Source organism: Prosthecobacter gellanilyticus (assembly GCF_007992435.1).
Lineage (GTDB): Bacteria > Verrucomicrobiota > Verrucomicrobiia > Verrucomicrobiales > Verrucomicrobiaceae > Prosthecobacter > Prosthecobacter gellanilyticus.
Genome location: NZ_BKAG01000043.1, coordinates 26,899 through 49,216 on the forward strand (window position 1 = coordinate 26,899; position 22,318 = coordinate 49,216).

Genomic DNA, 22,318 nt, shown 5'->3' on the forward strand with positions numbered 1-22,318 from the left:
CCGCTGGAACTCCCTTGGAGGAAGCTCCCAGGGTAGCGCTGCGCGCAACCCTGGGCTGCATGCCGCAATGCCGTTGGCCTTGGGAAACAGTCCAGAATGAACTCCACACCTCCCCAAGGCTGAGGCCAACGACCTACTCGCGTCATCATTCAACTTGTGGGTAAAGCTCAGGCGCTTCCCACCGCTTCGCGACTTTCACGCCTTCCATTCACAACCCATCCACCCTGAACCGAAAACAGCGAACCCCGCTTAAAAAACAAAACCCCGGCCATCGCTGGCCGGGGTCTTGGTTAAGTATGGTCTGGAGCTTCGGGTTATGCCTGGAGCACTTCCTCTTCTTCCTCAGCAGGCAGCTCGGCCACAGCGGCTTTCTCAGTCTCCACGAGCTCGAAGTCGCGGTTCTTGATGAAGCCGGTGCCGGCAGGGATGAGGTGACCCATGATGACGTTTTCCTTGAAGCCGCGGAGCAGGTCAGACTTGGCCAGCGTGGCAGCTTCCGTGAGAACGCGCGTGGTGTCCTGGAAGGAAGCGGCGGAGATGAAGGACTCGGTCTCGAGGGAGGCTTTGGTGATGCCCAGAAGCACAGGCTCGGCTTCGGCAGGCTTGCCACCTTCCTCGCTGACGCGGGCGTTTTCCTTCTCGAACTCCGTGCGGTCCACCTGGTCACCCCACAGGAAGTCAGTGTCACCGGTGTCGGTGATCTTCACCTTGCGGAGCATCTGGCGGATGATGATCTCGACGTGCTTGTCGTTGATCTCCACACCCTGGGCACGATACACTTCCTGCACTTCGTTGACGAGGTGCTCACGCAGCGCCTGAGGCCCAAGAATCTCAAGGATTTCATGCGGCACGACTGGACCGTCGGTGAGCTGGTCTCCCTTGGTGACATGGTCACCATTGAAGACGAGGATGTGCTTCGAGCGGGGGATGAGATGCTCTTCCTGCTGGCCGGTCTTCGGATCCGTGACCATCACGCGGCGCTTGCCGCGGACAAGGCCACCGATCTCGACAGTGCCGTCGATACGGGCGATTTCACAAGCGTCCTTCGGCTTACGAGCTTCGAAGAGCTCGGCAACGCGCGGAAGACCACCGGTGATGTCCTTCGTCTTGGAAGCCTTACGAGGAGTCTTGGCGAGCGTGGTGCCAGCCTCGACCTTCTCGCCGTTCTTCACGTTCAAGTGAGCGCCGGCAGGGACGGTGTAGGAAGCCAGGATCTCATGAGTCTTGGCGTTCGTGACGACGATCTGCGGGTGCAAGTCTTCCTTGTGCTCGATGACGACGACTTCTTCGTTGCCGGTCTGCTCGTTCTTCTCCTTGGTGAAGGTGATGCCCGCGATCATGTCACGGAACTCGATCTTACCAGCCTTCTCGGTGATGATCGGGATGTTATAAGGATCCCAGGTCGCGACCTGCTCACCCTTCTTCACGGCGGAACCATCGGGCTTGGTGATGATGGCACCGAGCACCAGCTTGTGGCTTTCCAGCTCACGACCGTCATCACTAACGATGGAGATGACACCGTTCTTGGTCAGAGCCACCCACTGGCCTTCGGCGGTCTGCACCGCACGCATGTCAGCATAACGGATCGTTCCGGTGTTCTTGATGTTGATGAAGGGCTGCTTGAAGGAGCTCATGGCAGCACCACCCACGTGGAACGTACGCATGGTCAGCTGCGTTCCAGGCTCGCCGATGGACTGGGCGGCGATGATGCCGACCGCCTCGCCGATCTTCACCATGCGGCCGGTGGCCAGGCTGAGGCCATAGCACATGGCGCAGCAGCCGCGCTTGCTTTCGCAAGTGAGCACGGAGCGGATCTTCAGCTTTTCCACACCGATCTTGGTCAGGCGAAGAGCCTCAGGCTCCAGGATGAGCTGGTTGGCGGCCACAAGGGTTTCCTTGAGGATAGGGTCATGCACGGTCTCGCAGCTGGTGCGGCCATAGACGCGGGTCTTCAGATCCACCACTTCCTCGTCACCTTGATAGATGGAGTTCAGCGTGATGCCGTTGACCGTTCCGCAGTCTTCTTCAGTCACGATCACGTCCTGGGACACGTCGACGAGCTTACGGGTCATGTAACCCGAGTCAGCGGTCTTCAGAGCCGTGTCAGCCAGACCCTTACGGGCGCCGTGAGTGGAGATGAAGTACTCGAGCACGCTCAGACCTTCGCGGAAGTTCGAGGTGATCGGACGCTCAATGATCTCACCGGAAGGTTTGGCCATCAGGCCGCGCATGCCGCCGAGCTGCTTGATCTGCGTGCGGTTGCCTCGGGCACCGGACGTCACCATCACGTAGAGCGGGTTGTGGATCTTCTTGCCTTCGTTGTGCTCCAGCGTGCGGAACACTTCGTCAGCCGTCTGGTCACCCACCTGGGTCCACACGTCCACGATCTTCTGGTAGCGCTCACCCTGGGTGATGAGACCGCGCTTGTAGAGCTTCTCGACGTCATCGATGTCCTTGTAGGCTTTCTCGAGAGAAGCCTTCTTCGACTGCGGGATGACCATGTCCGTGATACCGATGGAGCAACCGGAGCGCGTGGCTTCGCGGAAGCCGAGCAGCTTCAGACGGTCCAGGCTGGCCACGGTTTCCTTCTGACCCACGGTCTGGAAGCAGCGCCAGATGATGTCCGAGATCTGCTTCTTGCCGACGGTGTTGTTGTAGAACCCGACGCGCTCAGGCCAGATTTCACTGAAGCGGACACGGCCAGCCGTGGTTTCAATGTAAGGCTTGGTGTTGTCACCGTAGATGCGCTTCTCCTTCTGGTAGTCAGGGTTGCGATAACGGATCTTGTCATTCACGCCCATGGCACCTTCAGAAAGCGCAAACTCGACTTCAGCAGGGTCGTTGAAGATCGGCAGACGCTCGTTGCCTTCCTTCTTCTTGCCATCCGGGCCTGGAAGCTCGCGGAGGTAGGTGAGGAAGTAACAGCCCAGAGGAATGTCCTGGGAAGGCGTGGTGATCGGCTTGCCGCTGGCAGGGCTGAACAGGTTGTTCGGCGCCAGCATGAGGAGGCGGGCCTCCATCTGGGCTTCGATGGAAAGCGGCACGTGCACGGCCATCTGGTCACCGTCGAAGTCAGCGTTGTAAGCTGTACAAACGAGGGGGTGCACACGAATGGCCTCACCTTCGATGAGCTTTGGCTCGAATGCCTGGATGGACAGACGGTGAAGGGTCGGAGCACGGTTCAGGAGAACCGGGTGACCTTTGGTGACTTCATCCAGGATGTCCCACACTTCAGGAGTGCGGCGTTCGATCATCTTTTTGGCCGAACGAACAGTGTGGACAAGACCCATCTCTTTCAGACGGCGGATGATGAAGGGCTCGAACAAGACGAGCGCCATCTTCTTCGGCAGACCGCACTGGTTGAGATTGAGGTCAGGACCGATCACGATGACGGAACGACCGGAGTAGTCCACGCGCTTGCCGAGAAGGTTCTGACGGAAGCGCCCGGACTTGCCCTTGAGCATGTCGGAGAGGGACTTCAGCGGGCGGTTGCCAGCGCCAGTGACAGGGCGGCCATGGCGGCCGTTGTCAAACAGGGCGTCCACAGCTTCCTGCAGCATGCGCTTCTCGTTACGGATGATGACATCCGGAGTGCGGAGCTGAAGGAGGTTCTTCAGACGGTTGTTACGGTTGATGACACGACGGTAGAGGTCGTTCAAGTCGGAGGTCGCGAAGCGGCCGCCTTCCAGAGGAACGAGAGGACGAAGGTCCGGCGGGATGACTGGAAGCACTTCCATGATCATCGCCTCAGGGCGGCTGTGGCTCTCGGCGAAGCCCTGGCAGAGCTTCAAGCGCTTCGCCAGCTTCTTGCGGATCTGCTTGGAGCGTGTCTTCGTCATCGCTTCCTCAAGGTCCTTGATGGCGTCCGCCAGATTGATCTGGCTGAAGATGTCACGGATGGCTTCAGCACCCATGCCGACGCGGAAAGCGTCTGCACCGTACTGCTCCTCAGCTTCACGAAGCTCAACTTCAGTCAGAAGCTGGCCGCGGTTCAGCGGGGTGGAACCTGGGTCTACGACCATGAAGTCTTCATAATAGATCACGCGCTCCAGGCTGCGGGCCGTCATGTCCAGCATGAGGCCGATGCGGGAAGGCATGCACTTGTAGAACCAGATGTGCGTCACCGGAACGGCGAGCTCAATGTGGCCCATGCGCTCACGACGCACGCGGGACAGGGTGACTTCGACGCCGCAGCGGTCGCAGATCACGCCCTTGTGCTTGATGCGCTTGTACTTGCCGCAGGCACACTCCCAGTCGCGGGTAGGTCCGAAGATACGTTCGCAGAACAAGCCGCCTTTTTCAGGCTTGAACGTGCGGTAGTTGATGGTTTCTGGATTCTTGACTTCGCCGGAGGACCAGCCGCGGATGCGGTCGGCGGAGGCGATGCAGATCGACACGAAGTCGAATTCTTCACCGGCGGGCTTTTCCCCGAAGATTTCTTTCAAGCTCAAATCAGCGCTCATAAGTAAGGTGGTGCTTTGTGTGTTAGTGGCTTGTACTCAGGGTGGGATCAGGCGGTGAAACGCTCGATGACATCGATCTCAGCATCCTGCGTGGAACGCTTGTGGACCTTCACGTCCAGGCCAAGCGACTGCATTTCCTTGATGAGCACGTTGAAGGACTCCGGTGTGCCGGCTTCCAGAGCGTGATCGCCTTTGACGATCTGCTCATAGATGCGCGTGCGGCCCTGCACGTCGTCAGACTTCACGGTCAGGAGTTCCTGCAGCGTGTAAGCCGCACCGTAGGCCTCAAGCGCCCACACCTCCATTTCTCCGAAGCGCTGGCCACCATACTGGGCTTTACCACCCAGAGGCTGCTGCGTGACGAGCGAGTAAGGACCGACAGCACGGGCGTGGATCTTGTCAGCGACAAGGTGACCCAGCTTCAGCATGTAAATGTAACCCACGACGACGTCGAGGTTGAAGGCATCACCCGTGCGGCCGTCGATGAGCTTGGATTTGCCGTTGAGGCCCATCCACTCATAACCTTCGACCTTCTTGGCGTCCTTGATGTATTCCATGATCTTGGACTCAGGGATACCATCGAACACCGGGGTGGCGATCTTCAGGCCCAGGGCCTTGGCGGCGAGACCAAGGTGGGTTTCAAGCACCTGACCGACGTTCATTCGGGAAGGCACGCCCAGAGGATTCAGCACGATGTCCACCGGAGTTCCGTTCTCAAGGAACGGCATGTCTTCTTCCGGCACGATGGTGGCCACAACGCCCTTGTTACCGTGACGACCGGCCATCTTGTCACCGACGCTCAGCTTACGCTTCGAGGCGACGAACACGCGGACCATCTTCACGACACCGTCAGCAGCACCGTCTTCGCTGGTTTCGATGCGGTCGAGGTTGCGCTCACGCTCCATGTCCGCATCAGCGAACTTCTGTTCGAAGCTCTGGATGATGTCGAAGATCTTGTTGCGGATCGGGCTCGGATCGATCTCCACGGAGTCATAGGACTCAGCGAGTTTGCGAAGGAGGGTCTTGGTGATCTTTTTGTTAGCGCCGAGGATGATTTCACCGGTCTGGCCGTTCACCACGTCCAGAGGGATCTTCTCGTTGAGGAGGATGTCACTGAGCTTCTCGGTGAGCTGCTCGGTGAGGTCTTCCTTCTTCGTGCGGTAATCTTCTTCGATCTGCTTGATCTGCTTCTTGGCTTCAGCCGGGGAGAGTTTTTCCTTCTCCTCACCCTTGTTCTGATTGCCGCGGGAAGCGATGCGGACGTCCATCACGATACCAGCGCAACCGGAAGGCACGCGCAGGGAGGTGTCTTTCACGTCAGCGGCCTTCTCACCGAAGATGGCGCGCAGGAGGCGCTCTTCAGGAGCCAGTTCCGTCTCGGACTTCGGAGTGATCTTGCCGACAAGAATGTCGCCAGGCTTCACTTCAGCACCGATGCGGACCACGCCGTCCTGGTCGAGGTTCTTCAGAGCCTCGTCACCGACGTTCGGGATGTCACGCGTGATTTCTTCAGGTCCAAGCTTCGTGTCACGAGCCTGCACTTCGAAGTCTTCGATGTGGATGGAGGTGTAGATGTCCTCACGGGAAACACGACGGCTGATGACGATGGCATCTTCGAAGTTGTAACCGTTCCAAGGCATGAACGCGACGAGCATGTTCTTGCCGATGGCGAGCTCCCCCTGGTCCGTACAAGGACCGTCGGCGATGACGTCACCCTTCTTGATCTTCATGCCGCGCTTCACCAGCGGGCGCTGGTTGATGCAGGTGCCGGCGTTGGAGCGGCCGAACTTGCGGAGCAGGTACACATAGGTGCCGGCGTCTGGATCGGTCTTGCAGGACTTGGTCGGATTCGCCAGGAAGTCCTTCTCGCTGCAAGGCAGATGGCCGTCCTTGGTGACGATGATGACGTCCGCAGTGGCAGAGGCGACGGTGCCGTTCGCATCCGCGACGATCACGGCGCGGGAGTCACGGGCGGCTTTGCCTTCCATGCCCGTGCCGACGAGCGGAGCTTCTGCTTCAAGCAGAGGCACGCCCTGGCGCTGCATGTTCGAGCCCATCAGAGCGCGGTTGGCGTCATCGTGCTCAAGGAAAGGAATCAAGTTCGCCGCAATGGAAACGATCTGCTTCGGAGAGACGTCCATGAGCGTCGGCTTATCAGGCTCGACTTCGAGGAAGTCACCGCGATAACGGACGGTCACTTTGGCGCCGGCGAAGCGGCTGTCTTCACCGATGACGTTGTTCGCCTGGGCGATGTGGTGGTTCTCTTCCTGGTCAGCGGTGAGATACTCGATCTTGTCCGAGACGATGCCGTCTTTCACCGGACGATACGGCGTCTCGATGAAGCCGAACTCGTTGATGCGGGCATAGGAACCGAGGGAGTTGATCAGACCGATGTTCGGACCTTCCGGGGTCTCAATCGGGCAGATACGGCCGTAGTGGGACGGATGAACGTCACGCACTTCGAAACCAGCGCGGTCACGATTCAGACCACCAGGTCCAAGGGCGGACAGACGGCGCTTGTGGGTCAGCTCAGCCAGAGGGTTGATCTGGTCCATGAACTGGCTCAGCTGGCTGCGGGCGAAGAAGTCACGCACGACGGCGGCGAGCGCCTTCGGATTGACCAGCTTGCCAGGAGTCATGACGTCCATGCTGACATCAAACAGGGTCATGCGCTCCTTCACCAGACGCTCGGTGCGGGCGAGGCCCACGCGGCACTGATTGGCCAGGAGCTCACCCACGGCACGCACACGGCGGCTGCCAAGGTGATCGATATCGTCCAGGAGACCTTCACCTGCGCGCAGGTTGAAGAGGTAGCGCATGGCGGAGACCACGTCGTTCGGGTCCAGGACGCGAACGTTGGTGTCAGTCTTCAGCGTGAGCTTCTGGTTCAGCTTGTAACGACCGACGCGGGTCAGGTCATAACGCTTGGGATCAAAGAACAGGCGCTTCACCAGGGCCTTGGCGTTCGGCACGGTCGGAGGATCACCCGGGCGCAGACGGCGGTAGATTTCCTTCAGCGCTTCATCTTCATCCTTGGCAGGGTCTTTGCGCAGGGAAGTGACGATGAGGTCGTCCTGGGAGGCGGTGATGACCTTGATGCTCTTGTGGCCGAGCTGGATGAGCTGGCGCACGACACCGGCGGTCAGCGGCTCATAGGCACGGGCGACGATGAGCTCGCCATCGAGAATGTCACGGAACAGCAGCTTGGAGGCGATCTCTTCTTCGTTGAGACCTTCCTTCAGCTTCAGGTCCTCGATGCTGTAGAACAGTTTGAGGATCTCTTCGTCCGTGGAGAAGCCGATCACGCGCAGGAGCGTGGTGGCCAGGAACTTACGGCGACGGCGGCGGCGGTCGAGGTAGACGTAGAGGAGATCGTTCGTGTCGAACTGCACTTCCAGCCAGGTGCCGCGGTCAGGGATGATGCGGAAGCCATAGAGCCAGCGGCCGTTCAGGTGCTGGCTGCTTTCAAAGCAGATACCAGGGGAACGATGCAGCTGGGAGACCACCACGCGCTCAGCACCGTTGATCACGAAGGTGCCGCGATCAGTCATGAGGGGCACTTCGCCCATGTACACACGCTCCTGCTTGGCGCCGGCTTCCTCGCGAAGCTCAAACGTCACGTAGAGAGGTGCGCTGTAGGTCTCCGCCTCGCGGATGGCCTCCAGGGAGGTGAGCTTGGGATCGCCGATCTCATACAGCACGAAATCGAGCGTCATCTTCTGATCATAGCTCTCGATCGGGAAAACTTCCTTGAAGACAGCCTGAAGGCCAACGTCCTTGCGCTTAGATGGCAAGATGTTCTTTTGCAGGAACTCCTCATAGGAGCGAAGCTGAATCTCGATCAGATTCGGCGGCTCGGAAACTTCGTGAATCTTGCCAAAGTTAGTGCGCTGGGACATAAGCGAGGTGGGGAGGCTGCGAGGTGGCGGGGTGGGGTGTGGAGAGAACCTCCACGGGTACATTCAAAATTCGAAGATCAGGCCGCCAGCCCGAGCATCGAAGTCTTGAATGGGAAAATGGGGTCACCCACGAGGCAGCCGTAGCTGATACGCGGGGACGGGGGAAAATGATACGATGACCGGCCTCCAGCAGGCTTCCTGGTCTTCGAAGAACGTTCTTCGAGGGGCAGGCGGCTAGCGGGGGAGGTGACGGGCATCTCGGTTCTTTGAGGGATATGTCGGGATTGCAAAGCTTTTTTCGTCCATGGCCGCTCCGGAAGGAGCGGCGCATGGTTGAAAAAAGGGGAGTTACTTGATCTCCACTTTGGCGCCAGCGGCCTCGAGCTTCTTCTTGACCTCTTCGGCTTCTTCCTTCTTGACGCCTTCCTTGAGCTTGGCACCGCCCTTTTCGACGAGTGCTTTGGCTTCGGCGAGGCCGAGACCGGCGACGACGTTGCGAACTTCCTTAATGACGGAAATCTTGTTCGCACCACCATCAATGAGGATGACGTCGAACTCAGTCTTCTCTTCGACGGCGGCGGCAACAGGGCCAGCACCAGCGGCAGCGACAGGAGCGGCAGCGCTCACGCCCCACTTCTCTTCGAGGGTTTTGACGAGTTCGGAAACTTCGAGAACGGTCAAGCCGCTCAGTTCTTCAACGATTTTAGTAAGGTCAGCCATGTTAGTGTGCGGTATCGCCGTATTTCGAAGCTTCGATGGGTTTAAGAGCAAAAGCTTTTGCTCCGGCGAGGAACCATTGGGTGTTTATCTGATCAGGCCACGCACAGCGCAGCCATCTATTCAAAGGGGTGGGGGTGTGCTGGGGGTTAAGCAGCGGCGGCAGCTTCGGCGGGAGCGCTTTCAGCAGGAGCAGCTTCGGCGGGGGCGCCGTCCTTCTCTGCCTTGGCCTTGAGGGCGCGGGCAAGAGCAGAACCAGGAGCCAGAAGAACGCCAAGGAGCTGGGAGTAGAGAACTTCGCGGGAAGGCAGGTCGGCGAGGGCCTTGATGGTGGCCACGTCGAGCAGCTTGCCTTCGAGGATGCCGCCCTTGAGGGCTGGTTTCTCGAACTCAGCAGCGAAGTTTTTGACGATCTTCGCAGCACCAAAGATTTCTTTGACGCCGGTGACGAAGGCGCTCTGGCCAGTCAGGTGGGCGCTCAGGTCACCAGGATAACCGGCTTGCTCAGCGGCCTTGCGAACGAGGTTGTTCTTGAAGACGTGGATCTCAGCACCAACGGCGCTGAGGCGCTTGCGAAGCTCGGCGAACTTGTCGACCTTCAGGCCGGTATAATCGACGATCAGAAGGAACGGCGAGGCGTTCACGCGGCGAAGCAGGTCTTCGATCAGCAGTGTTTTTTCAGCTTTCATGAGTCTGGGTAACCTCTCGGATTAAAGTTTGATGTATTTGGCGACATCAATGCGCAGCGCCGGGGACATGGTGGCGGCCAGCGTGATGCTGTGGACGTACTTACCACGTGCGGAAGCAGGTTTCGCACGGACGATGGCGTCGATCAGGGCGGTGCCGTTCTCAACGAGAGCCTTGCTCTCGAACTGCACTTTGCCGATCGTGGTGGCGATGTTGCCGTTCTTGTCGAGCTTGAAGTCGACACGACCAGCCTTCACGGCCTTGATGGCACCAGCGGTGTCATCCGTCACAGTGCCCGTTCTTGGGTTCGGCATCAGGCCGCGAGGACCGAGCTGCTTACCGAGCTTACGCACTTCATTCATCGCAGCCGGAGTGGCGATGGCGACGTCGAAGTCCATGCTACCCTCTTTCACCTTGGCGATGAGGTCTTCATAACCGACGAGGTCGGCGCCGGCGGCCTTGGCGGCCTCAGCGGCAGCGCCAACGGCGAAGACGGCCACACGGACAGTCTTACCGGAACCATTTGGCAGCGGGCAAGTACCACGGATCATCTGGTCACCCTTCTTCGGATCCACGCCCATGTGGAAGGAAAGTGTGACGGTCTGGTTGAACTTGGTGCCTGGCAGCTTGCGGATCAGCTCTGCAGCTTCATCAAGTGTGAAGGACTTGCCAGCCGGAATCATCTCGGCGGCTTTCTTGTAGCGTTTGCTTCGTGTTTGCATGGTGTTTTGCAGTGGTGGCGAACGGAGACCGTTCTCCTGCGTTGAGATTAGTCGATGATGTCGATGCCCATCTGACGGGCGGTGCCAGCCATGATGCGGGAGGCGCGCTCGAGATCGGTGGTGTTCAGGTCGGCCAGCTTGAGCTTGGTAGCTTCAAGGAGCTGGGCCTTCGTGATCTTGGCCACCTTCTTCTTGTTAGCTTCGCCGGAACCGGAGGCGATGTTCGCCACCTTCTTGAGAAGGTTGGAAGCCGGGGGCTGCTTGGTGATGAAGGTGAAGCTTTTGTCTTTATAGACGGTGATGATGGTCGGGAGCACGTCACCGCCCAGCTTCTGGGTGGCAGCGTTGAACTCCTTGCAGAACGCCATGATGTTCACACCAGCCTGACCGAGGGCAGGACCGATGGGCGGCGCGGGGTTGGCAGCACCAGCTTTGATCTGGAGCTTGATTTGTTTGACGATTTCTTTGGCCATGGGCGGGGGTTCTTACTTTTGGTTGAGTTAAGAAAGGGTAGCAGCGCTGCGAGAGGCGGCTCAGGTGGCTTCTTCAGCCTTTTCGACCTGCCAGTACTCGAGGTCCACGGGGGTGGAGCGGCCGAAGATGTTCACAGACACGCGCAGCACGCCGCGCTCTGGGTCGATCTCCTCGATGATGCCGCTCTGGCTTTCGAACGGACCATCGGTGACGCGCACGTTGTCGCCCACGTTGAAGGCGATCTTCGGCACCGCGCCTTCCTCCTTGTCACGAAGCTGCGCCAGCAGGCCTTCGACGTCACGTGGACGCAGGGGGATGGGGTGGTCTTTGGCACCGGCGAAGTTGAGCACGCCGTCCGTCTCACGGACGAAATACCACGTCTTGTCGATGAGGCGGTTGTGCTCATCCAGGAGGTGGCAGTTCATGATGACGTAACCGGGGAAGAACTTCCGGTTGCTCTCCGTCTTTTTGCCTTTTTTCACCTCGGAGACACGCTCCGTGGGGACAAGGACGGCGAAAATGTAGTCCGCCATCTCCTCCGTTTGGATGCGACGAATCATGGAGTCACGCACCTTGTTCTCAAGGCCGGCTCTGACATGAATAACATACCACTGGTCGCGGGGGGCAGGAATGGCTCCCATAGGAGAAGGGGACAGGAAAAGGGGTTGGGGGAAACTAGAACCAGATCAGACCCCGGAGAGCCAGATGGTCAGGGCATCAAAAGCCTTGCGGAAGGAAAAGTCGAAGAAGGCGACGAATCCACCAAGCAGAATCATGGCGATGAACACCACGATGGTGGAGTCATTCAGTTCCTTGTACTTGGCGAAGCCCTTTTCTTTAGGGTCCCAAGGCCAGGTGGCCTTTCTCAGTTCGATGACGACTTCGTTCCAGTAGGCAATGATGCGGCTCATGAAGGGGTGACGTGGATCAGGTGTGTTCTGTCCGCTATGTCGAAGAAAGGTGGCAGGCCAGGAGGGACTCGAACCCCCAACCGACGGTTTTGGAGACCGCTACTCTACCAATTGAGCTACTGACCTGTGAAAACCTTTATACCTTCGAAAAGCAGAATGAATGACGCTGATGCATTTGTAAAGTCCGCTTTGTCTCTGTCGATGAAGAGACCGCCGCAGGGGTTTGGGATTCAAATCCCCTGCGGCGGCTCAAGACAAGCGAACCTTAACTAGCGCAATCAGTCGAGGATGGTGGCAACACGGCCAGCACCCACCGTCTTACCACCCTCACGGATGGCGAAACGGATCGTCTTTTCCATGGCGATCGGGGTGATCAGCTCGACGGTGATCGAGACGTTGTCACCAGGCATCACCATTTCGACACCTTCTGGAAGGGTCACGCTGCCAGTCACGTCCGTGGTGCGGAAGTAGAACTGTGGGCGGTAGTTGTTGAAGAACGGCGTGTGACGGCCGCCTTCGTCCTTGGAAAGAACGTACACCTCGGCGGTGAACTTCTTATGAGGAGTGACGGAACCGACCTTGGCGATGACCTGGCCACGCTCAATGTCAGTCTTCTTCACGCCACGAAGGAGGAGACCCACGTTGTCGCCAGCACGACCTTCGTCGAGCAGCTTGCGGAACATTTCGATGTCGGTGACGGTGGTCTTGATCGTGGGGCGGATGCCGACGACTTCCACTTCCTGCATCTTCTTGACGATACCACGCTCCACACGGCCGGTGCAGACGGTACCACGACCTTCGATCGCGAACACGTCTTCGACTGGCATGAGGAAGTCCTGGTCGATCGGACGCTCTGGGAGGGGGATGTAGCTGTCCACGGCTTCCATGAGCTTGAAGATGTTCGCACGATGGTCGGCGTCACCTTCAAGGGCCTTGAGAGCGGAACCCTTGACGATCGGGATGTCATCACCCGGGAAGTCATACTTGGAAAGGAGGTCGCGAACTTCCATTTCGACGAGGTCGAGGAGTTCAGCGTCGTCCACCATGTCCACCTTGTTCAGGAAGACCACGATGGCAGGCACGCCCACCTGACGGGCAAGCAGGATGTGCTCACGAGTCTGTGGCATCGGGCCGTCAGCAGCGGAACAGACGAGGATGGCGCCGTCCATCTGGGCAGCACCAGTGATCATGTTCTTCACATAGTCAGCGTGTCCAGGGCAGTCCACGTGGGCATAGTGACGGTTGTCGGTCTGGTACTCGACGTGAGCGGTATTGATGGTGATACCGCGTGCCTTTTCTTCAGGAGCGGCGTCGATCTCATCATACTTCTTCGCCTCGGCGAAACCCTTCGTAGCGAGGGTCGACGTGATGGCGGCAGTCAGAGTGGTTTTACCGTGGTCAACGTGGCCAATAGTGCCGATGTTGACGTGCGGCTTGTTGCGTTGGAATGCTTCTTTAGCCATGTTAGGTGAGGGGTTGTGCGCTTGGGTCTGGTTCGTTTGTCGTGAAACGGAAACTCCGGGGCGCGATTCGACGCAGGAATGGAGCTGTTGGAGGGATTTGAACCCTCGACCTCGTCCTTACCAAGGACGTGCTCTACCACTGAGCTACAACAGCATCTAACCGGCGGCGATTCACAAGATTGGAATCTCCTCCTCTTTCGACAATAAAACCGAGGCACAACGTCGCTTTGACTCTCATCAAAGGTCGGTAGACACCCCGGTCTAGTTCCCGAAAAAGTGAGAGCGAAACTAGGGTGTTTGGCAGGTCTGTCAAAGACAATTTGTTCCGATTGAAAGATTCTGAGTGATCTTAGCGAACCCTCAGGCCGCCACCTTACCCCCAAACAGTCTTCTGGCATCTCTATTTTAACCATGTCCCGCCTGCTTTTTCTCCCTTTTCTTGCCAGTCTGGCACTTTCCGTCACCGCGGCGGATGACTACAAGCTCGGCCCCCTCTCCCAGGAGAACCCGGCCGTGCCGAAGGGCAAGGTGACCCAGATGCCGGTGCATGAGTCCAAAATCTTCCCCGGCACCAAGCGCGACTGGTGGATCTACGTCCCGGCCCAATACACCCCGGAGAAGCCTGCCAACCTCATGGTCTTCCAGGACGGTCACGACTATGTCGGCACCAAGGGGGCCTGGCGTGTGCCGGTGGTTTTTGACAACCTCATCGCCAGCGGGGACATGAAGCCCACCATCGCCGTGTTTCTGAATCCGGGGCACATCGGCGACACCAAGCCTGCCAGCGCCTGGAAGAACAACAACCGTGGCAAGGAGTATAACTCGTTAGGTGATGCCTATGCCCGCTTCCTTTTGGAGGAGATTTTACCCCGGGTGACGAAGGACTACCACCTAACCGATGATCCGGAAGGCTGGGGCATCGGAGGAGCCAGCAGCGGGGCCATCTGCGCCTTCACCGTGGCCTGGGAACGGCCCAACCAATTTCGCAAAGTCTTCTCCACCATCGGCAGTTATGTCGACCTCGCCGGAGGTCACGTCTACCCTGCCCTGATCCGCATCACGGAGCGCAAACCCATCCGTGTTTACCTCCAGGACGGCACGGGAGACATCGACAACCAGTTCGGCAACTGGCCCGTGGCAAACCGCCAGATGGACGCCGCGCTGACCTTCATGAAGTATGATCACACTTTCACGTTAGGTGATGGCGCGCATAACTCCAAGCATGGCGCCAGCATCTTCCCTGAGGCCATGAAATGGCTGTGGAGGTGACCTTGTTTCAAGGCATCACTTCACCGTGATCTGGGCATCCAGGAACTCGAACGGCACACGCACGGTACCGATGACTTCGCGCCCGAAAATGGCCAGTTCGGTCTCTTGGGAGGAGGCGCTTGGGGCAGGCCCCAGCTCTGGAAATCCCCACCAGCGATCATGAGTCGAGATGCTGATCTGCTCCGTGAAGCGCCGGTGCCGCAGGAGCGGATGGTTTTCTGTCCAGCCCCGGATGGCATTCAGGCGGGCGGGCTTTCCCGCCCCGCGCTGAAGGCCAAAGAAACCGTGCCCCGAGATCCCCATATGGAGTGAGTCACGGAAGTCGTGCAAGTTCGCGTCGAAGACGTCCACCTCAGCCATGAACTGAACCTGACCTGCGGGTCGATCCACCTTGCTGAGCTCAATGCGAACGCCGTCTGCAGACCAGGTCATGCCATTCTCAACCGGCAGTACCTTCTCCAGGCGAGCGCGGTAGAGGCTGAAGACAGCGTCGCCTTTGAAGCTGACCTGCATCACCTCTCCACGACGCCGTTCTGGCAGAGTCCCCTGCCCCAGCGGCAGATAAAAGGTCATGCCTTTCAGCAGTGCATCTTTCGAAGGTGGCGGGTTTCCCGGAATGGCGTGAAAAGCCGCGTCAGGGTGCACACCCCAGTCCGGAGCCGCGGCGCTGCGGCGGAGCTCATGCCACTCCCCCTGTCCGGCCACATGGAAGGAGCCTCCAGCGCTTTCAAAATCCGCATACACGCCCGCCGGCAGTCCTTGGAGTTGAAGATGCTGGCGAAATTCCATCTCACCGCCTGAGCGGCCCAGGGTGGATACGATCCGCTGGTCTGCGTTCAGGCTCAGGGCCAGTTCGGAAACCGCCTCGGAAGCCTTTTCCAGGAACTGCCGTGGCCGGTCCACGGTGAGGGTCAAGTCACCACCCGGGGTCACAACGGGATCCGCCGGACAGATCAGGGGTCCGAAGCTGCCGTAGCTCATTCCGCCTCCGAGCATCGCCCCGAGCAGGATGCAGCCCACGCGCGGCCAGGCCGAAAGGCGGCCGTAACGGCCCAGCATGCCTCCCATAGCCCCCATGGCGAATGCCCCAAAGGCCACGATGGCAGGCAGCGCATCCCGGGCGAAGGACATGAACATAAGCCCGTTGCCAAACATGAAAGTCACCAGCGCCAGAAGGAGGGCGGCCAGCCCGGTCCAGGTATTTCTGCTCAGGGCCGTATGAGGCAGACAGAGCATGCCCACCACCAGGGTCAGCAGACAGATGTCCTGCGCTAGAATGCCAGACGTCTGCAGGGCGCCTGCATCCATGCCCAGACGGAAAATCCGAATACCGAAGGCTAGAATCAGCGGCAGCAAGCCAAGAAGGACCAGCACGCCCGCCTTCCCTGCCACGACACACCAGCCACTGACGGGCCGCGTGCCGATGAAGCGCTCCGCCCCCACCGGCGGGTCCAGACTGAGCAGACGGCCTTGCAGCAGCAGCACCGCGAGACACAGCAGCCAGCCTAACCAAAAAGAGAGATTGTTCCAGCTCCAGTCCGCCGTGACATTCCCGCGCACAGGAATGACCACCAGGCCCGCAGCCAGCACCAGTGTGACCACCCACCACGGGCAGGTGGCGCGCAGGTCTTTGAGAAGGAAATGCAGGGTCATTTTCATGATTTTTATCTCCGATGATCCACTGTGACCTCGCCTTCATAGCGATGGCGGCATCGACCGATGCTCTCGCGCTTCACCACGTAGAGCCGTGCTTTTTGCGCCCAGAAGGGATCCACCCGCACCCTCCGGCCTTCCGCATTCATGATGGCGTAGAAGGCGGTCAGGGAGAGCTCTTCCACGGTCAGGCTGGAGGTCATGCCCCTGCTGCTGGTGTCGCTGCTACGGGCGGTGATCTCCTGCCGCTCAGGATGTGCGGCAAAGATCTGGAACGCGGGATTCTGATCGGCCAGCGAGACATGAGCGGCCTTGGGGAAGAAGCTGGTGAGCAGGAGCTTCAGATAGAGTGTGCCGCCGCTGGATGACACCTCCTGCACCTTCACCGAGCGCCCCTCATGAGCGAAGAACGTGCCAGCCTCCAGAGGCAGCTCTGCGAGAATCACGGGACGAAACCACGAGACATCGAGACGTCCCGCCATCCTCACCTTGGCATCATTCAGAAGCGGTGTCTGGGTGGCCACGCGGAGCTGGGGCCGGTTGTCATTCAGGAAAAAAGGTTCGGCCTGCTCAGCTCCATGATGATTCACGAGATTCCGCAAAATCTGCAGAGGTGTCGATGGGTAGAAGCTCTGCCAGCCTTTCGCCTCCCCGGTCAAAAGTTTTTGGGTGGAGTCCACGGACTTTCCATCTCCCAACCAGAGTGGCTCATAGGTTTGATCGATCACATGCGGCCATTCGATGGCCCCAGCGGGCATTTCGAACTTCAAGGGATCTGTGTGGTAGGTGTAAGCCTCTCCCCTGACGTGGTAGGCGAGGCTCAGCTCACCTTCACAACTGACCCGAACCTGCTTCTCCAGCTCGGCAACACGAGACTGGTCGGTGGCAACCACAGGCTGCCTGCCCCCCGTCAGGTCCCAAGGCCAGTATTGCTCGGCCAGTAATCTTGCGCTGGCGATGCCAAGGATCGCCAGCACCCAGACGTGCCATCGGCGCCGGGCCAGCAGCATGCCGGCGATCACAAAGCCTCCTGCAAGCGTGAGACTCTGCGCCACTAAACTGCGGCTGATCATCAAATCAAAGCCGCTCACATGATCTCCGTCTTCAAAGCCAAAGCTCGATGAACTGGGAGGACTCAGCACGAGGAGTGTGAAGATCAGCGGGACCAGGCAGACCAGGGCGGCGATGCGATGATTGCGGATGAGCACGGCGATCAAGGCCATGACACCATAGGCACCGCTGATGCGCAGAAAGGCCCGGCTGATGAACTTCACATAGTCCGACGAGTCGAGGTCCAGCCGGTAGCACATGAGCTGCAGCAACATCGCAGCCAGCACCGGGAGCATAAGAAACAGCGCCCAGCAGAGAAACTTCGGCAGCCAGCGCATCATTGGACTCAGCGGCCGGGTTTGCATGAAGCCCTTGGTGTCCCACGGGTGATCCAGATGAATCCAGGCCACCAGCAGCGCCATCATCATGCTGACAACCAAGAGCAGGCTGGCGAAGTGCACGAGTGGCACTGACCAATGAGGCTCATCCACCCATCGCTGCGCCAGCGGCACGCAGAGCGCGGCCAGCACACAGATGGCAAAAAAGATGAGCTGGCTGCGGACATGCCGCAGGTCCTTGCCCATGAGATGGAGCAGCATTTTCATACAGCGCGGGATTGATAGCTGCGTGCCAGCACCAGGAAGATCTCCTGCAAAGACATGGAACGGATCTCCACGGCGCTGCTGAAGCGCTCGCGCAGACGTCCCTCCGCCTCCGGTGTCCAGCGGGTCAGGGTGAAGCTGGTATTGCTGTCACTCTGCTGCGGATCCAGCACACCCTCCAGCGGCCAGTCTTCCGGCCACCGGTCAAAGAGCTGCACACGGCGGAAGCGCTGCTGCAGGTCATTCAGAGATTCACTCAGTTCCAGCCGCCCTTTCTCCAGAATGATCACCTGGTCCGCCAGCTTCTCCACTTCCGCGATGTCATGCGTGGAGAAGAACACGGACCATTCATTCTGCTGCGTGAGTTCCAGCAGGCCGCTGAGAAACTCATCCTTCACCAGCACGTCCAAGCCGCTGAAAGGTTCATCGAGGATCAGCAACTCCGGGCGGTAGGCCAGTGACAACAGCAGCGCCAGCTTCCGCTGTTCCCCTAACGAACAATGCTTGATCTTGCGATCCAGCGGCAGGGTGAACTTGCGGGTGAGGTCCGCTTCAAACTGCCGGTCCCACTGCGGATACAGCTCGCGCGTGAAGGCGATCAGCTCGCCCATTTTCATCCAGTCGTAGAGCTTTTGATTCTCGGACACGTAGCCGATGCGCTGCCAGTCCTCCGGACGCAGTTTCTGCGCATCCTTGCCACGCAGCCTCGCCTGCCCGGAGGTGGGTTTCACCAGTCCGGCCAGCATCTTGATGGTGGTGGTCTTGCCCGCGCCATTGCGGCCCAGGAAGGCGCACAGGGTTCCGCGCGGCACGCTGAGGTTCAGATCATGCACGGCCTCCTGCCTGCCATAGCGGCGGGAGAGGTTTTCAGTCTCGATGATGGTGTTCATGAGTTGGAGTCGAGGTTGATCTTCAGTTCACGGCACTTGGCCCGGAGGAGTTCGAGGAGCGTGGCTTCATCCACGGCCTGATGAGCCGCCTCGATGACCAGGCGCTCCAGAAGCGGTGCCAGTGCCTCGCGCTGCTGGCGGACTGTGCTGACCGACCGCGTGGCGATGTAACACCCCTGCCCTGGATGCACTTCCAGCAGCCCCAGCGAGGTCAGCTCCGTCACGGCCTTCTGCACCGTGTTTGGGTTCACCCGCAGTTCCGCGCTGATGGCCCGGACGGAAGGAAAGCGGTCTCCTTCCTTCAGCCTGCCGCTGGCCACGGCCCGGCGCACCGCCTCCACGATCTGCTCATAGATCGGGGCGCCTGCGGTGAGCTCGATGGGGAACGGTAGCATGTTTTTGTGTATTACGTGTATTATGTTAACTAATACACTCAGTTCACGCAAGAGTTTATTTTTTGTCTGCGGGAGAGGCTGAGGAGTCGCGGAGCGTCCAGGAGTGCGGTGGCAAGCGCTCAAGCGCGACACCGCTGGTGCGCAGAAAGCGTCTTCGTTGTTAGGCGGCGCTGTGTGCGCACGAGAGCGGTGTCGACGATGCACGGTGACCCGTGCATCTCTGCCACCGCACTCCGGGACGCTTCGCGACTTCAACACGCGCACAAAAAAACCCGCGCCACTTTCATGACGCGGGTTTCTTGTGATTTGATTCAGCTCAATCTTAAGCCGTGGTGCTCGTGGTGGCTTCCGCAGGCACTTCGGACTCGGGCTTCGGAGCGGCCTCGGCAGCGAACTTCAGGCGCTTGGTCTCAGGATCGAAGGTCACCTTCACCACATCGCCTTCGCGGACGTCGCCGCGCAGGAGGTGCTCGGAGAGCGGGTCTTCGATGTTCTTCTCCACGGCACGGCGCATCGGACGGGCGCCATACTGCGGATCGTAGCCTTCCTTCATGAGGAACTCGGTCGCGCTGGTATCCAGCGAGATGTTGATGTTCCGCTTCTTCAGGCGGGCAACGACCTTCTCGACCTCGAGATTGACGATGACGCTGAGCTGCTCCTTGTCGAGCATCTTGAAGACGATGAGGTCGTCGAGACGGTTGAGGAACTCCGGCTTGAAGAACTTCTTCGCGGTCTCGTTGATCTTGCCCTTGATGGCGTCGTTGTCCGCATGGTCCTGCGTCATGGCCGCGAAGCCCAGCGTGGTCTGGCGCTTGATCTGCTCAGCACCGACGTTCGAGGTGAGGATGACGATGGTGTTCCGGAAGTCGATCTTGCGGCCGAAGTTGTCCGTGACCTGGCCTTCTTCCAGAATCTGGAGGAGGAGGTGCATGACATCTGGATGCGCTTTCTCGATCTCGTCAAACAGCACGACGCTGTAAGGACGACGACGAACGGCTTCGGAAAGCTGGCCGCCCTCTTCATAACCAACGTACCCTGGAGGTGCGCCGATCAGACGGGAAGCGGTGTGCTTCTCCATGTACTCGCTCATGTCCAGCTGGATGAGGGCATCCGCGCTGCCGAACATGAACTCGGCCAGGTTCTTGGCCAGGAAGGTCTTGCCGACGCCGGTTGGGCCGAGGAAGAGGAAGCTGCCGATCGGGCGACGCGGATCCTTGAGGTCCGCACGGCTGCGACGCAGCGCCTTGCTGATGGCGATGACGGCTTCGTCCTGGCCGATGACCTTGCCCTTGAGCTCGGTTTCCATCTTCAGGAGTTTCGCGGCTTCCGCCTGCTCCATGCGCTGCAGCGGCACGCCGGTCCACTTGGCCACGACGGTCATGATGTCATCTTCAGTGACTTCGACCACACGCTCCTGGTTGTTGTTACGCCAGGTGGTGAGGACATCGTCATAGCGCTTCTTCGCATTCTTCTCGCGGTCACGGAGACGTGCGGCCTTCTCGAAGTCCTGGTCCTTGATGGAGCCTTCTTTCTCCACGCGGATGGCTTCGATCTCGGCATCGATCTCCTTGAGCTCAGGCGGACGCGTCATGGCGGCGATGCGGCAGCGTGAGCCGGCCTCGTCCATGATGTCGATGGCCTTGTCTGGAAGGAAGCGTGCGGTGAGATAGCGGGCGCTGAGGTTCACGGCCTGGCGAATGGCTTCGTCCGAGTAGTGCGCCTTGTGGTGCATCTCGTATTTGCCTTTGAGGCCGATGAGGATCTTGATGGCATCATCCACGGAAGGCTCTTCCACCTTCACCTGCTGGAAGCGGCGCTCGAGAGCGCTGTCCTTCTCGATGTATTTGCGATACTCGTTCAGCGTGGTGGCGCCGATGACCTGCATCTCGCCACGGCTGAGAGCTGGCTTGATGATGTTGCTGGCATCCATGGTGCCTTCGGCAGAGCCGGCACCCACCATGGTGTGCATTTCATCAATGAAGAGGATGACGTTCTTGGCACGACGGATCTCATCCATCACGGCCTTGATGCGCTCCTCAAACTGGCCGCGATACTTCGTGCCAGCGACCATGAGGGCGAGGTCCAGCGTGATCACGCGCTTGTCACGCAGGATCTCGGGGACGTTACCGTTGACGATCTCTTGAGCGAGACCTTCGACGATGGCGGTCTTGCCCACACCGGCTTCACCGATGAGCACAGGATTATTTTTGGTTCGGCGGCAGAGGATCTGGATGACACGTGCAATCTCTTCCACCCGGCCAATGACAGGATCCATCTCACCCTTCTGGGCGAGCTCGGTGAGGTCGCGACCGAAGGCGCGAAGGGCGGGAGTTTTCTCGCTCTTCTTTTTCTTCTTCGGTTCTTCCTCGCCTTTGCCTTCAGGTGTCATGGGTTCGGATGGTTCTTCCTCTTCTTCCTCCTCGCCGGAGCTGAAGTTCGGATCGAGCTCGCGCAGGATCTCATTGCGGGCCTTGTCGAGATTCACGTCAAGGTTACGCAGGACCTGGGCGGCGACGCCTTCACCTTCACGCAGCAGGCCGAGCAGGATGTGCTCCGTGCCGACATAACTATGATTGAGGGCCTTCGCTTCCTTGCTGGCGAGCGCGAGCACCTTCTTCACACGCGGGGTGTAAGGAATATTGCCGACCATTTTCGTCTCCGGGCCGGAGCCGACCTGCTGCTCGACCTGCAGGCGGACGGTTTCGAGATCGAGGCCGAGTTTGCCGAGGACGTTCACAGCCACACCCTGGCCGAGCTTGATCAGCCCGAGAAGAATGTGCTCCGTCCCGACATAGTTGTGGTTGAAGCGATCTGCCTCTTTGCGTGCAAGAGCCAGGACCTGTTGGGCGCGTGGGGTGAAATTATTCATTAGAGGAGAGGGTCAGCGGCTGACTTGGAGAATGTCCTTCCGCGTGAAAGCTAAATCGCGCGCAAGGCAGAGCAAGCAAATGCCTTTGAAATTCATCAATGGCAGCAACCATGCCAGGAACGGCTTTTCCCCCTTCAAGCTTCACTGAAATGGCTGCAATCATCGGTTTCAAAAAGGTTTACGACCAACGTCCCCTTCCAGATGATTTCTCAAAAAGCATTTTTGGAGAACGCCGATCAAAAGATCAGACATTA

Annotated in this window: 16 protein-coding genes and 2 tRNA genes; 1 reads left to right on the forward strand and 17 read right to left on the reverse strand. The window is 59.1% G+C overall.

Features of this window, described 5'->3' with window-relative positions:
- Positions 1-314: 314 nt before the first annotated feature.
- The 11 genes from rpoC to BGE01nite_RS22185 form a co-directional block, all read right to left on the reverse strand.
- On the reverse strand, positions 315-4,463 hold the full coding sequence (gene rpoC, locus BGE01nite_RS22135) for a DNA-directed RNA polymerase subunit beta' (protein ID WP_146853795.1): 4,149 nt from the start codon (positions 4,461-4,463) through the stop codon (positions 315-317).
- A 47-nt stretch (positions 4,464-4,510) separates the two neighbouring features.
- Positions 4,511-8,362: a DNA-directed RNA polymerase subunit beta gene (gene rpoB / locus BGE01nite_RS22140; RefSeq protein ID WP_146853797.1), complete on the reverse strand. Its 3,852-nt coding sequence runs from the start codon at positions 8,360-8,362 to the stop codon at positions 4,511-4,513.
- A 348-nt stretch (positions 8,363-8,710) separates the two neighbouring features.
- The gene (rplL, locus tag BGE01nite_RS22145) at positions 8,711-9,082 is read right to left on the reverse strand and encodes a 50S ribosomal protein L7/L12 (RefSeq protein ID WP_146853799.1); all 372 of its coding nucleotides are present in this window, start codon (positions 9,080-9,082) and stop codon (positions 8,711-8,713) included.
- 146 nt (positions 9,083-9,228) lie between these two features.
- On the reverse strand, positions 9,229-9,768 hold the full coding sequence (gene rplJ, locus BGE01nite_RS22150; protein ID WP_146853801.1) for a 50S ribosomal protein L10: 540 nt from the start codon (positions 9,766-9,768) through the stop codon (positions 9,229-9,231).
- A 21-nt stretch (positions 9,769-9,789) separates the two neighbouring features.
- Positions 9,790-10,488, reverse strand: coding sequence for a 50S ribosomal protein L1 (gene rplA, locus BGE01nite_RS22155; protein ID WP_146853803.1), 699 nt, complete (start codon positions 10,486-10,488; stop codon positions 9,790-9,792).
- A 47-nt stretch (positions 10,489-10,535) separates the two neighbouring features.
- Positions 10,536-10,961, reverse strand: coding sequence for a 50S ribosomal protein L11 (gene rplK, locus BGE01nite_RS22160; protein ID WP_146853805.1), 426 nt, complete (start codon positions 10,959-10,961; stop codon positions 10,536-10,538).
- A gap of 60 nt (positions 10,962-11,021) precedes the next feature.
- Positions 11,022-11,603, reverse strand: a complete 582-nt coding sequence (gene nusG, locus BGE01nite_RS22165; RefSeq protein ID WP_146853807.1) for a transcription termination/antitermination protein NusG — start codon at positions 11,601-11,603, stop codon at positions 11,022-11,024.
- Positions 11,604-11,648: 45 nt separating this feature from the next.
- The gene (locus tag BGE01nite_RS22170; RefSeq protein WP_146853809.1) at positions 11,649-11,873 is read right to left on the reverse strand and encodes a preprotein translocase subunit SecE; all 225 of its coding nucleotides are present in this window, start codon (positions 11,871-11,873) and stop codon (positions 11,649-11,651) included.
- Positions 11,874-11,923: 50 nt separating this feature from the next.
- Positions 11,924-11,999: transfer RNA gene (locus BGE01nite_RS22175), tRNA-Trp, on the reverse strand.
- A 152-nt stretch (positions 12,000-12,151) separates the two neighbouring features.
- Positions 12,152-13,336 carry an elongation factor Tu gene (tuf, locus tag BGE01nite_RS22180; protein ID WP_146853811.1) on the reverse strand — a complete coding sequence of 395 codons (1,185 nt, stop codon included), beginning with the start codon at positions 13,334-13,336 and terminating at the stop codon, positions 12,152-12,154.
- A 79-nt stretch (positions 13,337-13,415) separates the two neighbouring features.
- Positions 13,416-13,490: transfer RNA gene (locus BGE01nite_RS22185), tRNA-Thr, on the reverse strand.
- A 257-nt stretch (positions 13,491-13,747) separates the two neighbouring features.
- On the opposite strand from BGE01nite_RS22185, the gene BGE01nite_RS22190 reads away from it, so the two are divergent.
- A complete protein-coding gene (locus BGE01nite_RS22190; protein ID WP_146853813.1) occupies positions 13,748-14,605 on the forward strand; it encodes an alpha/beta hydrolase in 858 nt (285 codons plus the stop codon).
- Between the two features lie 15 nt (positions 14,606-14,620).
- Here BGE01nite_RS22190 and BGE01nite_RS22195 read toward each other — a convergent pair whose 3' ends face one another.
- The 6 genes from BGE01nite_RS22195 to BGE01nite_RS29105 all read right to left on the reverse strand — a co-directional run bounded on the left by BGE01nite_RS22195 (position 14,621) and on the right by BGE01nite_RS29105 (position 22,227).
- Complete coding sequence (locus BGE01nite_RS22195) at positions 14,621-16,264, reverse strand: hypothetical protein (RefSeq protein ID WP_146853815.1); 1,644 nt, start codon at positions 16,262-16,264, stop codon at positions 14,621-14,623.
- Positions 16,265-16,269: 5 nt separating this feature from the next.
- The gene (locus tag BGE01nite_RS22200; RefSeq protein ID WP_146853817.1) at positions 16,270-17,913 is read right to left on the reverse strand and encodes a hypothetical protein; all 1,644 of its coding nucleotides are present in this window, start codon (positions 17,911-17,913) and stop codon (positions 16,270-16,272) included.
- The gene (locus BGE01nite_RS22205; protein WP_146853818.1) at positions 17,910-18,800 is read right to left on the reverse strand and encodes an ABC transporter ATP-binding protein; all 891 of its coding nucleotides are present in this window, start codon (positions 18,798-18,800) and stop codon (positions 17,910-17,912) included. The genes BGE01nite_RS22200 and BGE01nite_RS22205 overlap by 4 nt, the downstream gene beginning before the upstream one ends.
- On the reverse strand, positions 18,797-19,195 hold the full coding sequence (locus tag BGE01nite_RS22210) for a GntR family transcriptional regulator (protein ID WP_146853820.1): 399 nt from the start codon (positions 19,193-19,195) through the stop codon (positions 18,797-18,799). Before BGE01nite_RS22210 ends, BGE01nite_RS22205 begins: the two co-directional genes overlap by 4 nt.
- A 322-nt stretch (positions 19,196-19,517) precedes the next feature.
- A complete protein-coding gene (locus BGE01nite_RS22215) occupies positions 19,518-22,064 on the reverse strand; it encodes an ATP-dependent Clp protease ATP-binding subunit (protein WP_146853822.1) in 2,547 nt (848 codons plus the stop codon).
- A complete protein-coding gene (locus tag BGE01nite_RS29105) occupies positions 22,057-22,227 on the reverse strand; it encodes a hypothetical protein (protein WP_170266976.1) in 171 nt (56 codons plus the stop codon). Before BGE01nite_RS29105 ends, BGE01nite_RS22215 begins: the two co-directional genes overlap by 8 nt.
- Positions 22,228-22,318: the final 91 nt, after the last annotated feature.

What these genes read in the sequence shown, in the direction of transcription:
- rpoC (WP_146853795.1), bottom strand. Translation starts at nt 4,463, where the DNA reads ATGAGCGCTGATTTGAGCTTGAAAGAAATCTTCGGGGAAAAGCCCGCC.
- rpoB (WP_146853797.1), bottom strand. Translation starts at nt 8,362, where the DNA reads ATGTCCCAGCGCACTAACTTTGGCAAGATTCACGAAGTTTCCGAGCCG.
- rplL (WP_146853799.1), bottom strand. Translation starts at nt 9,082, where the DNA reads ATGGCTGACCTTACTAAAATCGTTGAAGAACTGAGCGGCTTGACCGTT.
- rplJ (WP_146853801.1), bottom strand. Translation starts at nt 9,768, where the DNA reads ATGAAAGCTGAAAAAACACTGCTGATCGAAGACCTGCTTCGCCGCGTG.
- rplA (WP_146853803.1), bottom strand. Translation starts at nt 10,488, where the DNA reads ATGCAAACACGAAGCAAACGCTACAAGAAAGCCGCCGAGATGATTCCG.
- rplK (WP_146853805.1), bottom strand. Translation starts at nt 10,961, where the DNA reads ATGGCCAAAGAAATCGTCAAACAAATCAAGCTCCAGATCAAAGCTGGT.
- nusG (WP_146853807.1), bottom strand. Translation starts at nt 11,603, where the DNA reads ATGGGAGCCATTCCTGCCCCCCGCGACCAGTGGTATGTTATTCATGTC.
- BGE01nite_RS22170 (WP_146853809.1), bottom strand. Translation starts at nt 11,873, where the DNA reads ATGAGCCGCATCATTGCCTACTGGAACGAAGTCGTCATCGAACTGAGA.
- tuf (WP_146853811.1), bottom strand. Translation starts at nt 13,336, where the DNA reads ATGGCTAAAGAAGCATTCCAACGCAACAAGCCGCACGTCAACATCGGC.
- BGE01nite_RS22190 (WP_146853813.1), top strand. Translation starts at nt 13,748, where the DNA reads ATGTCCCGCCTGCTTTTTCTCCCTTTTCTTGCCAGTCTGGCACTTTCC.
- BGE01nite_RS22195 (WP_146853815.1), bottom strand. Translation starts at nt 16,264, where the DNA reads ATGAAAATGACCCTGCATTTCCTTCTCAAAGACCTGCGCGCCACCTGC.
- BGE01nite_RS22200 (WP_146853817.1), bottom strand. Translation starts at nt 17,913, where the DNA reads ATGAAAATGCTGCTCCATCTCATGGGCAAGGACCTGCGGCATGTCCGC.
- BGE01nite_RS22205 (WP_146853818.1), bottom strand. Translation starts at nt 18,800, where the DNA reads ATGAACACCATCATCGAGACTGAAAACCTCTCCCGCCGCTATGGCAGG.
- BGE01nite_RS22210 (WP_146853820.1), bottom strand. Translation starts at nt 19,195, where the DNA reads ATGCTACCGTTCCCCATCGAGCTCACCGCAGGCGCCCCGATCTATGAG.
- BGE01nite_RS22215 (WP_146853822.1), bottom strand. Translation starts at nt 22,064, where the DNA reads ATGAATAATTTCACCCCACGCGCCCAACAGGTCCTGGCTCTTGCACGC.
- BGE01nite_RS29105 (WP_170266976.1), bottom strand. Translation starts at nt 22,227, where the DNA reads ATGATTGCAGCCATTTCAGTGAAGCTTGAAGGGGGAAAAGCCGTTCCT.